Source organism: Pseudomonas caricapapayae (assembly GCF_001400735.1).
Classification (GTDB): domain Bacteria; phylum Pseudomonadota; class Gammaproteobacteria; order Pseudomonadales; family Pseudomonadaceae; genus Aquipseudomonas; species Aquipseudomonas caricapapayae.
In genome coordinates this window covers 1-16,744 of sequence record NZ_LJPW01000064.1, presented here as the reverse complement: position 1 = coordinate 16,744, position 16,744 = coordinate 1, and the positions used below count along the sequence as shown (strand labels likewise).

12 protein-coding genes are annotated in these 16,744 nt (G+C 53.4%); all 12 read right to left on the bottom strand.

All coding sequences use genetic code 11. The features are described from left to right. Positions 1-16: 16 nt before the first annotated feature. Positions 17-3,511, bottom strand: coding sequence for a type VI secretion system membrane subunit TssM (gene tssM, locus ALO80_RS09165; protein ID WP_055008763.1), 3,495 nt, complete (start codon positions 3,509-3,511; stop codon positions 17-19). Between the two features lie 13 nt (positions 3,512-3,524). Continuing rightward, positions 3,525-4,388 carry a type IVB secretion system protein IcmH/DotU gene (gene icmH / locus ALO80_RS09160; RefSeq protein ID WP_055008762.1) on the bottom strand — a complete coding sequence of 288 codons (864 nt, stop codon included), beginning with the start codon at positions 4,386-4,388 and terminating at the stop codon, positions 3,525-3,527. Positions 4,389-4,396: 8 nt separating this feature from the next. Next, positions 4,397-5,728 carry a type VI secretion system baseplate subunit TssK gene (tssK, locus tag ALO80_RS09155; protein WP_055008761.1) on the bottom strand — a complete coding sequence of 444 codons (1,332 nt, stop codon included), beginning with the start codon at positions 5,726-5,728 and terminating at the stop codon, positions 4,397-4,399. Then, positions 5,725-6,234 carry a type VI secretion system lipoprotein TssJ gene (gene tssJ / locus ALO80_RS09150; protein WP_055008760.1) on the bottom strand — a complete coding sequence of 170 codons (510 nt, stop codon included), beginning with the start codon at positions 6,232-6,234 and terminating at the stop codon, positions 5,725-5,727. The genes tssK and tssJ overlap by 4 nt, the downstream gene beginning before the upstream one ends. A gap of 344 nt (positions 6,235-6,578) precedes the next feature. Next, complete coding sequence (locus ALO80_RS09145) at positions 6,579-8,108, bottom strand: sigma 54-interacting transcriptional regulator (protein ID WP_055008759.1); 1,530 nt, start codon at positions 8,106-8,108, stop codon at positions 6,579-6,581. A 1-nt stretch (position 8,109) separates the two neighbouring features. Beyond that, positions 8,110-10,704, bottom strand: coding sequence for a type VI secretion system ATPase TssH (gene tssH / locus ALO80_RS09140; protein WP_055008758.1), 2,595 nt, complete (start codon positions 10,702-10,704; stop codon positions 8,110-8,112). Next, positions 10,701-11,720 (bottom strand): type VI secretion system baseplate subunit TssG, encoded by a 1,020-nt coding sequence (gene tssG / locus ALO80_RS09135; protein ID WP_055008757.1) that lies wholly within the window; start codon positions 11,718-11,720, stop codon positions 10,701-10,703. The genes tssH and tssG overlap by 4 nt, the downstream gene beginning before the upstream one ends. Continuing rightward, positions 11,684-13,471 (bottom strand): type VI secretion system baseplate subunit TssF, encoded by a 1,788-nt coding sequence (gene tssF, locus ALO80_RS09130; protein ID WP_055008756.1) that lies wholly within the window; start codon positions 13,469-13,471, stop codon positions 11,684-11,686. Before tssF ends, tssG begins: the two co-directional genes overlap by 37 nt. 87 nt (positions 13,472-13,558) lie before the next feature. Next, positions 13,559-13,966: a type VI secretion system baseplate subunit TssE gene (gene tssE / locus ALO80_RS09125; protein ID WP_055008755.1), complete on the bottom strand. Its 408-nt coding sequence runs from the start codon at positions 13,964-13,966 to the stop codon at positions 13,559-13,561. Between the two features lie 8 nt (positions 13,967-13,974). Beyond that, on the bottom strand, positions 13,975-15,450 hold the full coding sequence (gene tssC / locus ALO80_RS09120; RefSeq protein ID WP_055008754.1) for a type VI secretion system contractile sheath large subunit: 1,476 nt from the start codon (positions 15,448-15,450) through the stop codon (positions 13,975-13,977). Between the two features lie 23 nt (positions 15,451-15,473). After that, positions 15,474-15,980 carry a type VI secretion system contractile sheath small subunit gene (gene tssB / locus ALO80_RS09115; protein WP_055008753.1) on the bottom strand — a complete coding sequence of 169 codons (507 nt, stop codon included), beginning with the start codon at positions 15,978-15,980 and terminating at the stop codon, positions 15,474-15,476. 36 nt (positions 15,981-16,016) lie between these two features. After that, positions 16,017-16,744: type VI secretion system domain-containing protein (locus ALO80_RS09110; RefSeq protein WP_174518945.1), on the bottom strand; the 728-nt coding region annotated here is incomplete at its 5' end.

Below are 16,744 nucleotides of genomic sequence, written 5' to 3'. Positions count from 1 at the left end.
GCCAACCTGAACGGCATCAAAGCTGCGCAGGCATGCGAAAATCGCGCAACGCACTCATATCGAACGGATTGGGTGCCCGCTGCCCCGACAGCAAATAGTTGGCGCGCATCCCCCCCACATCGGCTTTGAGCATTAGAACATCACGCCCCTTCACAGGCTCGGTCTGCATCAGGTCAATGAGGCGGAACAGCGACCATGGGCCGTTATTCTTTTCAATGCCTAAAGGCCGACCGACCATGCCTTCCATTACCAGACTTGCACGTCCATCTTCAGTATCGGCAGGCCATTTGAACAGCGTCGGCACGATGGGCCCGTGACGATACTCCAGGGACTGATCTCCCAACCGGAACTCGGCGCGACGCACACCTGGGTCGAGGGTGTGGGGTTCGAGGGTGAATTGAACCTGCGGCTCTGTCGTGCCGTGGCCAAAAAAACCTCTGCGAATTTTATAGACACCCGCCATTTGATCCAGATAGGCGCGACTCATCGGCAGACTATAGCCATCAATGGTGCGCAGTCGGTAACGACCGGGATCACCGCTGACAAAGGCCTTCAGGCAGCTATCGAAGAAGCGCTCTGCTACACCCTGAACACCGAAGAACTCACGAAAATCATTGAGCGCCACGTCACTGCTGCTATGCGCATGGAATGGATAACGTTTGGCGAGAGACTGTTCGTAGAAACTGTAAAGTTCGGCCTTGTAGCGTTGGTTGAGGTACTGGTGAGACTGATACAGCACAAAGCTCCACGTATCTTCAGCCAAACCGTTGAACCAGCCACCCAGAGGCTGTGGCAGAACCGCTGCGGCGTTGCGCAGGTTGCTCAGCGCGTCTCGCTGTCCGGACATACGTCCCATTGCCATCTCGTAGGCAGCCAGGTCAGGCTGACCGGAGCGGCCCAGAGCAGCCATCTGCATCTGTAACTCATTGATGGCGTTCAATGCCGTAACCAGATCAGCGGCAGGGCCTTTGTCGTCATCCAGCAAGCGGTGTAAAGGATCGAAGCGACGCTGTAGTGACTGCTTTGCGGTGGCGGGCAGATTGTCGGTAACCGCCTGCTGCAACGTCTCGCCAATCGCAGCAACCCGGGCGAGCGCTACAGGGTTCGATGCTGCCTCGTCAGCCTCGGCTCTCATAGTACCGAGACCGTCGGCGAGGACCGGGAAAAGAGTGTTGTCACGCACCTCGATCAGCAGCTGCAGCAAAGGCGAATGGGCTGCCGTCAGACCAGCCATCTGCACTGCGGCCTGACTGGGTCCTTCAAAGGGTTGCAACGAAACCCGGCCGATCGCTTCGGCCCAATGATCAGCGTAATCACGAAAGTACAACTTTTCCAGTTCGACCATCAGTGCGCGCAGATGATGTGCACTGTACTGTGCACGTTCACCCAGAACCCAGTTGTCACGCATGATTTCAGTCACCACGCCTGTGCCACGGGCAATGAAATATTGCTCGTAGCCTTGGCGAGTATAGAGTCCGGGAATTCGGTAGTCAGTACCGGCCAACTGTTTTACCTGAGGCCCGGTATGATGGGCCAGACTGTAGTCCGGAAGTACACGCGCTTTTTCACGCAGTACGCGATAAACCACATTGGCGAAGGATTCGTTACGCAGCACCTGCCGAGCCTGCGCCACTAATGCCTCGTTTACCGGGTAGGCAAAAGGCTGTGCAAGCAAACGCCCAAAATGCTGATTCAGTTGCTGCTGAGCCTGAGCATGACCTACATAACGAATTGACCAGTCAGCCGCAACCCGCTCCTGCAACGCAGACGTTACCCGATGTTCACGCTGAACCAGCATCAGGTAAGCGCGCAGGTTGTCCAGCAATTGCTCGCGATCCTGCAGACTGTCCATTATGCGGGCTTCGAACATCCGCGCCACTCGTGGCAGCAACTGGCCCTGCAACTCGGCATGATAAACGCGCAAAAGGACGTCGTTGGCAGGCTCGCCCTGATAAATGCCGCTGCGCTCATACGCAGCAACGTCATTAGTGTCCGGAAATACCTGAGAGGCCTGGTGAAGAGTGTTCAGGCTGTCGAGGATTGTCAGCAGATCATTCTCGGCGTTGAGCGATGAGCGTTGTTGCACCCACTGCTCACCCAGAAGACGAAGTTTTTCCAGCCTGTCGTGGTTGGCATTGAAACCGGTCGCCCATAACACACCGAATACAGATAAAACCAACAGCGCAGTACAATACACTGCCCTCTGACGCCACATAATCGTTCTGCGCGCTTCTTTATTGAGAACAGCAAGATCGGATTCAGGGAAAATCACATGTCGCAACAGATCATGAATGAACCTTGCGTTTCCAACCTGGAATTCAGTATCGCCCTCCCCGCCACTATATGCATTGTGCTGAGCAAGTTGCGGCGCCCGGGTCAGGTAGAACCCACGAAACTGACTGGCGCGCTGATAGCGATTTCCGGAGAAGGCGAGCTCTACAAATACACCCAGTCGGTGTGCGATGCCTCCAAGCAGATTAGGGAATTCAAGCATTTTGCCGCGCCGCTGGCTGTCTCGTTCCTGGTGAATGCGAGTGATGACCTGACTGCCAAGCCGTTGCAACAACGCCTCAAATTCCTGAAACAGAATATCGCTATCAGTGCCGCTTTGACCTTTTTGAAACGTGACTCCAAGGACCTGCTCACTGTCCTCACGGGACAGTTGATCAAAGAATTCATCGAAACCTGCTATCGAGTCAGCCTTGGTCAGCACGAGATAAATCGGCACATCAACGTGCAATTGCTGAAATGCTTCGTCCAGGCGCGCGCGCACATCTTCAGCAACTTTTTCCAGACGCCTGTCACGCTCGTCAAACAGGAATTCCACTGGCAATGTGACCAGCACGCCACTGAGCGGATGTGCGCGTTGACGGCCTCGTAATAATCCCAGAAGGGTCATCCAGGCGCCGCCGTCCACTTCTGGTACAGGCTGATCAAGATAACGGCCCGATGTGTCCAGTAAAATGGCCTGCTCGGTAAAATACCAGCCACAACTGAGAGTGCTGCGCGTATCGTGCGTCAACTTGCGCCCGCGCCTGTCGAGAGGGAAGTCGAGCCCGGAAAAATTCAGCAGGCTGGTCTTGCCGCTGTCCTGCGGGCCGATCAGTGCATACCAGGGCAGCTCGGTTCGGCTCCGGGCACTCAATTCGCCATACAGAGCAGAATCCTTGAGCACGCGCAAGGCATCCTTGAAACGACTGACCAGTTCCAGACGCTCTTTTTCTACGGCAACGGACTTACGCAAACGCTCTTGACCTTCCGGGCTGTCTTGGATCTTTTTTTTCTGTAAACCACTGCGCCAGTTGGTGAATACAACGCCCAGGCCCCAGATCAGAAACAACGCACTGATCGATACCAGGCGCGCAATCGGACTTGCCCAAAATCTTTTATCCGCCACCGCCAACAATGGACCGAGTACCCAGATACACGTGGCCAGTACACCTATCAACAACAGCGACCAGGCCCAAGTGCTGCACAGCAGCGTTATGAGTTTTTTGAACAGGATTTTCATTGCATCTCTCATTTCAGGACCGCAGCTCAAGCACTGCCCGACCCGCTGACTGATAGGGATTGAGCACGGCCTCACGCTGCTCGCCGAGCACCCAGGAAAATCCGGAATACAGCACGGCCAGGCTGATAACAGTGAACAGCACAACGAGCGACACAGGCACGATCCGCAGTCGCTCGGAAGCCGTGGATTGCTGACCCTGCCAGCGAGGCGAGAGTCTGTGGGACACGTCGCCTCTCACATGCCGTATCTGTCGATAGAGGCTGTCGCGGATGTCCTCCAGCTCATGGCCGTTAAGCCGATGAGAGCGGTATTTCCCTTCAAAACCGAGCGCCAGACACAGGTACATCAGCTCGAGCATTGGCAGATGCCTGAAGGGGTTGGCGGAAAGCTTTTCGAGGAGCTGAAAGAATTTTTCGCCGCCAAATGTTTCCTTGTGAAAGCGGCTCAGCAGACTGATCTTCGACCAGTCACTCGCACTGCCCCAAGGCGTGTTCAATACAGCTTCATCCACGACCGTACACAGCACGTAGCGTGCAGTCAGCAGCTGATCATTTTCTATTGCGTGGTGCCGCCCCTTGGCCTCGAACAGCTTGACCTGGTCCGATAGCTGTACGTTCAGCAGCGCAATATCGCCAACCTCTTCTGCTGCAGACAGCCTTGCCACCTGAGCCAGCAATTCGCTCGCAGCAGCAACCAGCGGATTGACATGGGTACTGACCCGCTTTTCGGATACCCGCCGGGTGTTGTTGATCAACCGCTCTTGCAGACCTTCGAAAAGATTCGCATCGTGGGTGCTTGTGAACGCGCTATGGACCGACCAGACACTGTCCGGGCCATCGGTCACGGCATGGTCTTCGCGACTGCTTTGTATGCCCATCACACTTCTCAATTTCGGATCGCCCAAAACTGCAACTCAAGTCCAGGAAACTCACCTGATACATGGAAAGCAAATCCCCCGGACTTATTGATTCCGGTCTGCTCCCGGTCATCGACATCAAGAATGAAATAGGTCTTTGCGGCATGAAACGGTATCTGCCGCGGAGCCGCAGCCAGCGGTCTCAGCCGCATACCAGGCAAATGCAGACCCACCAGTTCGCGAATACTTTCCACAGAACCCACCTTGAGGTGCGACGGCAATCGCAGACGCAACTCTTCGGCATCGCAATCTGCGCGAGCGGCAATGACAAATGAGGCATCGCACAGCAACTCACGATCAACCCGAGGCGACACCAGAACGCCATATTGCCTGGGCTGCAACTCGAGCTCTTGCGCGTGCTGCTCGATAACCATCGACAGCATCTGTCGAATGGCGAGCATTAAACGTTTGAACGTTGCGCCCTGATCACTGTGCTGATAATTACCCGCCAGTCGAGGTCGCCTGCTGTCATCACCGAACGTCGACAGCTCGCCCAAAAGAGACAACAGCGCACGGTACAGCTCCTCGGGGTGCACATGCGGGATATCGAGATAGTGTTGAAGCACCAACGCATTGCGATTGACCAGTTGCAGCATCATGAAATCCCCCATCTCAGCACCGCTCGCCTGGCCGTATGCGCCGATACGCTCTGCGATCACATCTCCTCGATGCTGTAGCAGACCCACAATTTCCTTGAGACACGACATCAAGTAGCGCGAACCACTGGCGCTGATGAAAGCAGGTGAAAATCCAGCGTCCAGCGTTATTGTCTTGTCAGGGCTGCAGATAAGGACACGACCCAGCTTGAGCAGGGTGTAGGCATGTTCTCCCTGCGGCTCTCCGAGCAACAGACGGAACTCCGGACGCGCGCAAAACACCGAGGTAGAACAGTCTGTTCCAGCATTCGAATCCAGGACATCAGCTGCGTAGGCTGTAAAGCGTGCGACCACCTCGGGCTGTTCGGGACTGCGTGCCTCGATGCAATTGCCCACCATTGCCGGGAGTGCTATGTAAACCGGCATATCTGAAGTGTTTGCAGGAATATCCAGTGCCAATGGAGTGTGACGCTCACGTATGTCGAACACGCTGCCATCCGGGAGAATGCCCGAGGCCTGAGCAAGTACGATCTGCCCCGAACCCAGAAATTGCGGATCAATTTCAAGGGTTGTAAACCCCCAGTTATAGGCTCCCGCCAACTGAGTACGAGTCCGTAATTGATGGTCGTAGTAACGATCATTATGTTGAAAGTGCTGCGGACGCAGCAGCATGCCTTCCTGCCAGATAACCTTGTGCGAATTCATGTCGGATTTCCTGCGTCATGCGGGGTGTCTGCCTGGTAAAAACCGGATTCACCCAGTACGAGAACGGCTCGATTCTGCTGTTTGGGGTGCACCTGAATCACCTGCCGCCATTGGGTTTCCGGCAGATTTCGATAGGCAGCCAGTACACCGATGTAATGACTGCTGTGATCCAGCTTCAGCTTCAGTTCAATACTGTCTCCGGGGAGAAGTTCAAACTCTTCGCTTGCAACCAGGTCCGGCCCGAGTACCCGATCAGTCCGCTGGTAAAGCGAAAAGAAATCCATATTCGCAAAGGTGACCGGACGCCTGAGCTCCAGCACCTTGAGAACAATGGGCGAGGGTCTGCCATTGACATCAGGATTAAGCTGATTGTCTGCATTCAGCCTGATATCCAGACGGGTTTGCGTTGAGTAAGGCGAAAGTGATGAACAACCGTTGAGCATGAGCAACAGTAGTAACAGCAGTGACCGATTGACTTGGCTCACGCAGATACTCATTGAAGTCATTCTTGTGAATCCTGATGGAGACCGCGACAGAACAGAACTGCTACTCATAGCTGCTCACGACCATCGAGTGGGGTGGCAGATGCGCGGCAACGCCCGAGATATCAGCGCGTAATGAGTCTGTTATCTCGCTTCGGTTGCGCAAGCTTTGTTGCAATCCATCCATTAATCTGGTGGGTTCCGGGCTGCCCAAGGCGCGATATTGGTCATCGCTGAACCTGAAATGGCCATTGCATCCCCCCACGCAAATCGCCGCAGCAAACATAAAAGGCACAGTGCGCCAACAATGAACGTTCATTGGAAAAAGTCTCCAGACAAGAAGTTAAGCAACGATGGTGATTCGGCGATTAATCAGGCCGTCCATGAGCGGCACCGATCTTCAGATGCGCCAGGCGATAAAGCAGGGTGCGCCGAGACACGCCTAGAGTGCGTGCCGCAAGACTCCGGTTGCCGTTGCTGTCGCGTAAACACTCAAGCAGGACGCCGCGCTCGAACTGCTCGATGCGTTCGCGTAACGAGAGGCCAGCCGAATGGCTTATTGATTGAGCCGGGATGGGAAAGTGTTCAGGTTTCAACTCTCCGTCTTCGCACAGCAATACTGCACGTTCGACGAACCCCTTCAACTGCCGAACGTTACCCGGGAAGGTGTATTCCGATAATGCACTCAACGCGGTTTGAGACCACTGCACCGGATCTCGCTGTGACTGCTGACAAGCGTTTTCGGAAAAATGCCGGGCCAATATTTCGATATCACCCACGCGTTGACGTAGCGGAGGGAGCTCAATAGGAAATTGCGCCAGACGATAGTAAAGGTCTTCACGAAAGCGTCCTTCTACAATCAGTTTCGGCAAATCACGATGAGTCGCCGCAATGATTCGCACATTTACCTTGCGAACCTTGTTGGCACCCAGCGGACGAATCTCGCCCTCCTGCAACACCCGCAAAAGCTTTGCTTGCAGCAGCATCGGCATATCGCCGATTTCGTCGAGTAACAGCGTGCCGCCATGAGCAACTTCGAACAGACCGGGCCGATCTCGATCAGCGCCGGTAAAGGCACCCTTGCAATAGCCAAACAGCTCGCTTTCCAGTAAAGCCTCGGGAAATGCAGCGCAATTCTGTACAACAAATGCGTTGGACCCACGAGGTCCGTGCTCGTGGATAGCACGAGACACAACCTCTTTGCCCGTTCCGGTCTCGCCAGTGAGCAATACTGTGCACGTGCTGTCGAGGATCTTGCTCAGAAGATGGATTGTTCGGCCCAAGGCAGCACTGCGCCCTGTAAGCCCATAGCGCTCTGACTGTGCGGAGCGTCTGCGCGAATGATGAATCGCGCCCGCAGGCTTGGCAGACAACTCCATGAGGGACAGTTGTGAAATGACGAATGAGCCCAGTGCCGCTAGTGATTCTGTGTAACCTTCCAGCTCTCCAGGATGACTGCTCACACATACCAACAGCCCAACGGGCACCTGTCCGCGATTGTGCAGCGGAATGCACAACAGTGATCTCCACTCCATCGCCCGGACAGGTAGAAAGCTGGTGACGTAAGGACTGCTGCTGATTTCCGGTACGCTGACCGCCCTGTTCTGAAGTAGACAGAATTGCAGCAACGGCTGATCCTGGTAGTCATCCGCAGGTGCTTTTCCCTCGCTTTGCTGGATAACGCTGTCAACGACTTCCGCTACCAGACAGAGGCTTTTGTGGTTAGCGTCGAACAGAAATAACTGACTTGCCTCGCAGTTGCTGAGTCTGACAGCAGACAGTGCGAAATCATGCCGCAGCGACTGGCTGTCGGCAGACTGCGCGAGAACCGAATAATGCGAAATCAAGGTTTGCGCATAATCTTGCGAGTTCTGTAGAGAATTGAACGACGAGGTCATTTTATTCGAACTCACAGACAATTGCGCCCGAGCTGCCGAGCGTCGCATGAACCCTGTAGACGGGATCACCACTGTTTATGGTGCTGAGCAATCGATCTGCTATCAACGGGGTCAATCGGGACTCGAGTAACTGATCGATAAGTCGGGCACCGCTGTCGCCTTGAGTGCAATGCTCAGCCAGATGACAAGCCAGATCAGGCGAGTAGCTGAAAGTCAGGCCCCTGGATTCAAGTTTCTCTCCGAGACGAATCAGCTTCAGCTCGACCAGTTCGCGAAGCGCTACTCCAGTGACGGGGTAATAGGGCACCACGCGCATCCTTGCCAGCAATGCCGGTTTGAAATGTGCGCTCAATATCGGCTTGAGTTGCATTGCCAGTTCTCTGGCATCCAGACACCTGTTCTCGTGGCAACTGGCATGGATCAAATCAGCGCCAAGGTTGGAGGTCATCAGAATGAGCGTGTTGCGAAAATTGATTTCCCGGCCCTCTCCGTCGTTGGCTACACCTTTATCGAAGATTTGATAAAAAAGGTTCATTACATCCGGGTCCGCCTTCTCCACTTCATCAAGCAGAATCACCGAGTAGGGCTTCTGTCGAACAGCATCAGTCAACATGCCTCCCTCGCCATAACCGACGTAGCCCGGCGGTGCTCCGATCAAACGGGAGACGGTGTGTTTTTCCTGAAACTCGGACATGTTGATCGTGGTCAGAAACCGCTCGCCGCCGTACAGCAGATCAGCCAGAACAATGGCCGTTTCAGTCTTGCCGACACCACTAGGGCCAACCAGAAGAAAGACTCCGGTGGGAGCACCCGGTGTGTTCAGACCGGCAGCCGATGCCCTTACCGATTGTTCAATGGTCTGCATCGCCTGCTCCTGTCCTCTGATGCGCAAACGCAGCGCTGAGGAGAAGCAGTCAATTCCTTCACTGTGCTCCTGAGCCAACCGCGACACCGGTATCCCCGTCCAGGCACTTACCACTTCTGCGATCAGCCTGGGACAGACTTCAAAACTCACCAGACGGTCATTGATCTTAGTATCGAACAGGGCCTTTCGAACCGTGGTCAACTCGAGCTCCAACGCGTGCGTGGATTGGGTGTCACTGCCCTCGCCGGCCTGCTGCACTGCCCTATCAGCCAGTTGACTGCGCAGACCAAGAAGCCGCTCGACAGCGACCCGTTCATCAGTCCACTTGCACTCCAGCGCAACTGTCTCGCTCTGAATCCGTGTCAGGTCAGAAGCAAGTGAATCCACTACATTGCTATCAACCGTGAGTCCGGCATCGGCATCACGCCGTATTGCCTCAAAATGCCTTCGTTGCCGAGCAAGCTCACCTCGCAAATGCTCAAGACGTTCAGGCACGGCAGCCAGACCGATTCGCACACGAGCGCAGGCTGTATCAAGCAGATCGACTGCCTTGTCCGGCAACTGACGCCCGGAGAGATAACGTGCCGAAAGGCGGGCTGCGGCAACTACAGCGTCATCGCGCAAATAGACACCATGGCTGCGTTCGTATAACGGGGCTATCCCGCGCAGAATGGTGATGGCCTGCTCTACTGTAGGTTCCAGTACGCGTATGGGTTGAAAACGACGCGCAAGCGCCGGATCTTTTTCAAAGTATCTTCTGTACTCGGCCCATGTCGTCGCAGCAATGGTTCGCAGCTCCCCTCGAGCCAATGCCGGCTTTAATAGATTGGCTGCATCTGATCCTCCAGCCTGCACACCGGCTCCGATGAGTGTATGGGCCTCATCAATGAACAGAATGACGGATCTGGACGAAGAACGTACCTCCTCAATGACACCCTTCAGGCGACGCTCGAATTCTCCTTTGATACTGGCGCCTGCCTGAAGCAACCCCATATCCAGAGACAGCAACTCGACATTCTTCAAAAGATCGGGGACTTCACCCTGCGCGATTTTCAGCGCCAGGCCTTCGACAACTGCGGTTTTGCCGACACCCGCCTCCCCCACCACAATCGGATTGTTCTTGCGTCTGCGAGCCAGGATATCGACCATCTGGCGCAGACAGTCATCACGGCACAGCACCGGATCAATCAGGCCTTCTCTGGCCTGCTGTGTCAGATTATGAGTGAAGCGTTCGAGAAACGAATCACCTTGATTCACCACTGGCTTCGCTACGTCCGTCACCTGCTCGGCGAGGGCGTAATCGCGGAAGCGTTCAATATTGATCTTTCTCAATAACGGCTGGTATGGACGGTCCGCATAGCGCAAAGGGTTACGCAGCAAGGCGAGAATCAGCGCAGCCTGGTCAATAATGTTTTTGCCCAAATCCAGATTGGAGATCAACAGCGCATCCTGGAGCCACTGCACAAGCTCGGCAGAAAAGACCGGGTTAAGGAGCGCATGGTGCTCGACTGGCGGACGGAGAAAGCCTGCAAATTCGTCAGGCGCAACATTGGCGTCCAGTAGCGCACATGCAAGCATTCCATCGGGCCGCTCCAACAGAGCAAGCAACAGATCCTCAACCAGAATCTTGCTGCTGCCTCTGTAAACGCAGCGCTCGGCGGTTCCCTCAAGTTCTTTGTGTGTTGGGCCATCAAGGGCTTTGACAAGTTGCTGCAGGTCTACATCGATCATGAATAGTCCTTATGAATCGGTCTGTTGAGCATCATCAGACCCAGGGCATGCTCTCGCCCGAGCCAACTGGTCCAGCCCAGGTGACAGGTGTTCAACTCACCAATGCGTAGATCCCGGATATCCGCTTTCAGAAGCTCAAGGCAAACGTCATAATCCAGAGGGTCGCGTAACGCGAAGCGGACAAGTGCACCTAGCGCCCGGTAACTCGAGCCGGAGGGTAGAAACTCGTGGAAGCGCGCCCAATCGAGCTGTTTTATATGAATGCGAAACTTGCCGCCCCGGTCGGGAACCCGAAGCCCCAACACCACATTCCGTCCTAGCTGGTGATTGGCTTTTCCGAGGCTACAACGCTGAGCGCTGCTGACCTCAATCGTTCGCTCGACACATTGTTCGATGAACAACTGAGCATGCTTGAAGTAGTAACGAAGCACCGACTCGATCAGCGCGGCAGAATGGGCACGCAGGCTCAACAGTCCCAGATAGGGCAATAGCCGCTTCCAGTTCAATTCGGTGGTCTCGCGAATACGCTCGCCGTGTAACCCGATCAATGCAAAAAGATGTTCGGAAAAAGGATCTGTAGCGCCACTGGCGAACACAGCGTGATAGCGATACTTACGCCAGACAGGCAGCATCAGTTTTTGCAGACGCTGATTAAAAATATCCAGGAAATCCCGTGTGGTATTAGGCTTGTCCCGCTCCCCCAAAGCCTGCTCGGCATAAAAGGCCGGTAGCGGTGAGGCAGACCCGACCAGGCCCATCACGTTGAGATACAGCCGGACATACAGCTCAGCGTGCTCATAAAAAAAATCCAGGCCATCAATGTCGCTACACGGAAATCCAAGACTTGGATGTGCCCGTAGTTCAAGAAAGGCGTGCAGTTGCTCATCGCTGGCATTCGGGTGAACTTCACGTAAAACCCCGAGGATTAGAGGTATCGCCTGATAAACCGAATACTCGCGTATGTGCTGGCTGAGTGTGGTCAGAGCAGCGGCTGCTGTCCCATACGTGGCGTCCATTCGTAGCCACCTCCCTGAGCGGTTTTCACGTGCAGTTCATGGAAAGAATTCAAGCTGGCATATAGCGCAAAAAATTCGTTGAGGACTGAAGCAAAAAGAAACAGACCGGCTTCGTCTGCGAGACCGTCGGGTGAAATAAGAAGCTCGGTATTGACCCCTCGCACAGGGCGCCCATGATGTAACCGATCTACAGGCTGGTGCCGGATGGACTTGAGCCCATTCAACAAACGCTGGCTGACCTTCTCTGCGCGCTTGTCGTAATACCGCGGCAGATCATAAGTCTCGAGAATGACCTTTAACGCTTCAATACTCGCCAGGGAAAGATAATTCAAAGACATGTTACTGATGACACGCCATAGAAAGTCTTTGCCAATGGGAGGCGAATAGCTTTTCGTCGCAGGTGTAATATTTCTGAATCGCAGCAAGTCAGGGGTGCCCTCGCACGGCTTGCATATCCCACCTGCGCGAATCTGTTGCGGGAGGTTATTGTTGGTGCAGGTCAATACAATCGAAATCGTTTCATCGTCACGATCGCCACGCGTATCGAAACTCAGAAATGTATCAAGACCATCGTGCGCGATGGCGTCACGATGACGCACACTATAGTAAGGGGAGCTGCTTTGAACATCGACAGCCGGGTCGTGTTCAAACGATTCAAAGGGCACATAATTCTGATAGCCCCTGCCGCCTGGCTGCCATCCGCTGACGTCATCAACCGAATATACCCCACAGCCCTCATGACCATAGTGCGCAGGTATCAGTAGATATTCATCCTGTCGTCCATCGGCCAAAATGGGCAGCGCATCCTGTTTGAACAGATTGACCACGGGCGTGCAATATAACTTTATATGCTCGACCGTCGGCCTAAGGTGCTGCATATCCTCGCCGTGCATTTCAAAGACAAGTTGAAAGCCGCGAGATTTTTTCAGCTGAGCTTCGTTCACTGACCTGATAATCTGCAGGCCACTGATATCAGAAAAAAGGAATTTATCCGGAAAACAAAAGTATTCTTGCAGGTAGCGGTAACCCCGAAAAGTGTTCAGCGGATAAGGAATCAATGATTCTTCTTCTGCAAAACCCACTGGCTGCACCTGATCTGCCGAAATACTCAATTCGTGCAATGTGCCATCACGTTTCAAAAGCGGGGAGCCCTGCTCATCCAGCAGTAATACCTTGACGCTTTTCAATTTACGCATGAGGCCGAGATACAGCAGCTGGCTGATAGCGCGATCACCTGCAAAGTGCAGACGTAGTGTGTTCAGCTCGAGCGCCCCCAAGTGCCCCTCACCTGTCATTTCGAGAGACAACACCAATGTCGCCGCCTCCCCGCTAACCGGGCAAGAAACACGTGCTAGCCTCAGTGGTAGGATGTCCGTTGAGAAACAGGTGCGAAATTGACACGCCAGCCCGTTGACAGGCTCACTTTCTACCGGCGTATGACGCTTCACCGTTATACCCTCCCCCGAAGCCAACAGCGGATCGAATTGCAACATACTCACCGCAGGCATCGGCCTCATGTAGTTGGGCCATAACAATTGCATAAGCGAATGAGTCAGTTCAGGTAAACCGTCGTCGAGCTTTTGACGCAAACGTCCTGTCAGGAAAGCAAATCCTTCAAGTAAGCGCTCAACATCGGGATCCTGACCTGTCTGTCCTAAAAAGGACGCTAATGCCGGATTGCGCTCAGAGAACTGTCGTCCCGACTGACGAAGCGCCATCAGCTCCTCATGATAATAATGATTAAATGACACGCTTCACCTACCAGAACTTTTTCATGAATGGCAAACCGTTTTCAGGTAGAACCCGAAAACGGCTGATTCGAGATAACATTTACGACCTCAACTCACACTCACCTTTCCAGCGCCGCTGACAACAGCAGTGAACCGGGCAGCTTTTTTAATTTCGCCAGACTTTACAATTGCGCGAATAGAAAACTGCAGACTTAATATGTTCTCCGAGTGCTCGTCAGACATAACATAAACCTCTGACAAACGAGGTTCATAGGCCCTGATAGTTTTCTCGATGGCAGCCCGCGACTGCTTCAATGTCTCGTGAGCGCTCATATTCATATTATTCAAGTCAGGCAAGCCATAATCAGGCAGCATTTTCACACTTCCTGCACGGGTAGCCAGCACGTTCGATAAATGTGTCGCTATCGACGTCATTAACTGTTCTTCCTCAGTACATCCTGGCAACCGTACCGTCTCCCCGACAAGGCGTTGAAAAAGGCTTTCTAGGGGTCTCATAGGGCTGTTTATTCCTTCTCCATCTTCCCGACCAGAGACAGCGTAAAATCAGCACCCATGTATTTGAAATGGGGGCGGACATTCAAACTGACGCGGTACCAGCCTGGATCACCTTCCACGTCACTGACGACGATCTGCGCTGAACGTAACGGGCGCCTTCCTCGCACTTCTGAGCTTGGATTTTCCTGGTCCGCAATATATTGACGGATCCATTTATTAAGTTGATTTTCCAGATCCGCTCGCTCTTTCCAGGACCCGATCTGCTCTCGCTGCAGCACCTTGAGGTAGTGGGCGAGGCGGTTGACAATCATCATGTAGGGCAGTTGGGTTCCCAGCTTGTAATTCAGCTCGGCTAGCTTACCCTCCGGATGGTTGCCAAATAACTTGGGCTTTTGCACCGAGCTGGCGGAAAAGAAGGCGGCGTTATCGCTTCCTTTGCGCATGCTCAACGCAATAAATCCCTCCTCTGCGAGTTCGTATTCACGGCGATCAGAGACCAGAACCTCCGTCGGAATCTTGGTCTCGACTTCACCCATGCTCTGAAAGCGGTGTAGAGGAAGGTCTTCAACTGCTCCGCCGCTCAATGGTCCGATAACGTTGGGACACCAACGAAACTTGGCGAAACTGTCTGTCAGCTTCGTCGCGAACGCATAGGCCGTGTTACCCCATAGATAGCACTCATGGCTATTCGTGACGTTTTCTTTGTAGGCAAACGTTTTTACGGGGTTTTCCTCTGGCTCGTAAGGGCTGCGCAAGAGAAAGCGTGGCACCGTCAATGCAAGATATCGAGCGTCTTCTTGCTGCCGAAAGCTTTGCCATTTGGCGAACTGAGGTCCCTCGAAATGATCTCTCAGGTCCTTGAGGTCAGGCATGCCGGTGAAATGCTCAAGACCGAAAAAATCGGCACCCGCAGCGGCGATAAAGGGGGCATGCGCCATGCAGGCAACGCTTGAAACGTATTGCATGGTTTTGACATCTGGGGCACTTGGCGAAAAGAAATAGTTGGCGATGATTGCGCCAACGGGATTGCCGCCAAACTGACCGTATTCAGCGGTGTAGACGTGTTTATAGAGGCCAGACTGAACGACTTCGGGGGAGTCCTCGAAGTCGTCCAGGAGATCTCGTTTGGAGACGCTCAATAACTCGATTTTGATATTTTCTCGAAAATCGGTTCGATCAATCAGTAGCTGTAACCCACGCCAGGACGCCTCCAACGCTTGAAATTCTGCGTGATGGATAATCTCGTCCATCTGACGACCCAGTTTGGTGTCAATTTCCGTAATCATCCGATCAACCAAAGCTTTCTTTACCGGCTCGTTGCGATTGTGCGGTTTAAGCAGCTCTTCGATAAAAGCGGCAACTCCACGCTTGGCGATATCGTAGGCCTCGTCATCCGGGCTCAATCTGGTCTCTGCGATGATCTGGTCAAGTATCCCGTGTTGAGCTTCGCTGACACTGCCTTGTTGTATAGCATGGGTGGTCATACACTAACTTCCTGAAAGTACGATCAACGTAACGGTTGTTCTACTGCGCCGAGACCCAACTCATCCAGTACCCGGCTATGCGAATCCTTGTCGACAAGGACTTTTTCGATTGCCTTGCGAAAGGCAGGCGTATTACCGAGAGGGCCCTTGAGCGCTATCAGTGCATTGCGCAGCTCCATCAACTTTTTCAGCTCAGGAATTTGCTCGACAAGACTGGCCGGATTGAAGTCTTTCATTGAGGCCACCTTGATGCTGACAGTCAGGTCGTCGACCTCGCTGTCAACCTGCAAACGATTAGGCACTGCCAATGAAAGTTTCAGCTCTTGCTTGGCCATCACGTCATCGAAATTATGCTTGTCGATATTGATCGACTTACGGTTTTCCAGTTTTCGTTCATCAGCGCGCTGTATAAAGTCGCCTAAAACCAGAAGCTTCAGCGGTAATTCTATCTCCTCCTGCACGCCTCCGATGGCTGGTTTGAATGTGACATTTATCCGTTCTTTAGGCGCAACAGAGCCTTCTCTGGCCATCTTATTTCCTCTCGATTAATTCGGACGTTAAACTGACTAGGCAATCAAACCTTCAAGATCGTAGTGACACAACCTTTGATACACCTCCTCTTTACGCAGCGCTGACCTGCTGTTTTGAGGAATCTGTTCGTAGCAGTTATGCAGCAAGCGTAATACATCAAGAAAAATCAAAGGTTCCCACGCATTCAAACCTGACGTTTGAAGTTCCCGATCAAGGAACTCGAGTTGAATACTGGCAAGCTCGTATTTTTTTGCCTGATGACACATCCGTGCCAGACACAATTTCCAGAAAAACATCTCCCGACCGCCCTTGGCATTGCTCATTCGCTGCGTCAGTACCTGGACGACGGCCTTTAAACCATTGTCCTGCAACGTCGGAAGGAGTTCTTCATAGGCAGAATCCCACTCCGGCGAAGTTTGCCGTGAGCCAATATCAAAAGTGCGCTGGACAGGCGGTGCAGGCGGAACGATCTGCGCCGAGATCCACTGAAGCGTTTGAGCATTGGCAAAAGGTGTACCGTCGTTAAAATAAAGTTGAACGACCTCTGGAATTCTTTTAAGGAGCACAGCAAATTGCGCTTCCACTTCCTGCTTTGCAGCGTCGTCCCCCAGAGCATTAAGACAACTCCATATCAGGTATTGACCATCGAACCAAAAAGGTGAGGTGGCGAGGCTTGCCTCCACATCCACGATCAAGTCTGCGAAGAGTCCCTGCTCGAATCGCGCCTGATAATTTTTCAGTCTGTCTACAGGCAGGCCTTTTT

Excerpts from the sequence above, each read along its gene's own strand:
- tssM (WP_055008763.1), bottom strand. The coding sequence starts at position 3,511 with ATGAAAATCCTGTTCAAAAAACTCATAACGCTGCTGTGCAGCACTTGG.
- icmH (WP_055008762.1), bottom strand. The coding sequence starts at position 4,388 with ATGGGCATACAAAGCAGTCGCGAAGACCATGCCGTGACCGATGGCCCG.
- tssK (WP_055008761.1), bottom strand. The coding sequence starts at position 5,728 with ATGAATTCGCACAAGGTTATCTGGCAGGAAGGCATGCTGCTGCGTCCG.
- tssJ (WP_055008760.1), bottom strand. The coding sequence starts at position 6,234 with ATGACTTCAATGAGTATCTGCGTGAGCCAAGTCAATCGGTCACTGCTG.
- ALO80_RS09145 (WP_055008759.1), bottom strand. The coding sequence starts at position 8,108 with ATGACCTCGTCGTTCAATTCTCTACAGAACTCGCAAGATTATGCGCAA.
- tssH (WP_055008758.1), bottom strand. The coding sequence starts at position 10,704 with ATGATCGATGTAGACCTGCAGCAACTTGTCAAAGCCCTTGATGGCCCA.
- tssG (WP_055008757.1), bottom strand. The coding sequence starts at position 11,720 with ATGGACGCCACGTATGGGACAGCAGCCGCTGCTCTGACCACACTCAGC.
- tssE (WP_055008755.1), bottom strand. The coding sequence starts at position 13,966 with ATGAGACCCCTAGAAAGCCTTTTTCAACGCCTTGTCGGGGAGACGGTA.
- tssC (WP_055008754.1), bottom strand. The coding sequence starts at position 15,450 with ATGACCACCCATGCTATACAACAAGGCAGTGTCAGCGAAGCTCAACAC.
- tssB (WP_055008753.1), bottom strand. The coding sequence starts at position 15,980 with ATGGCCAGAGAAGGCTCTGTTGCGCCTAAAGAACGGATAAATGTCACA.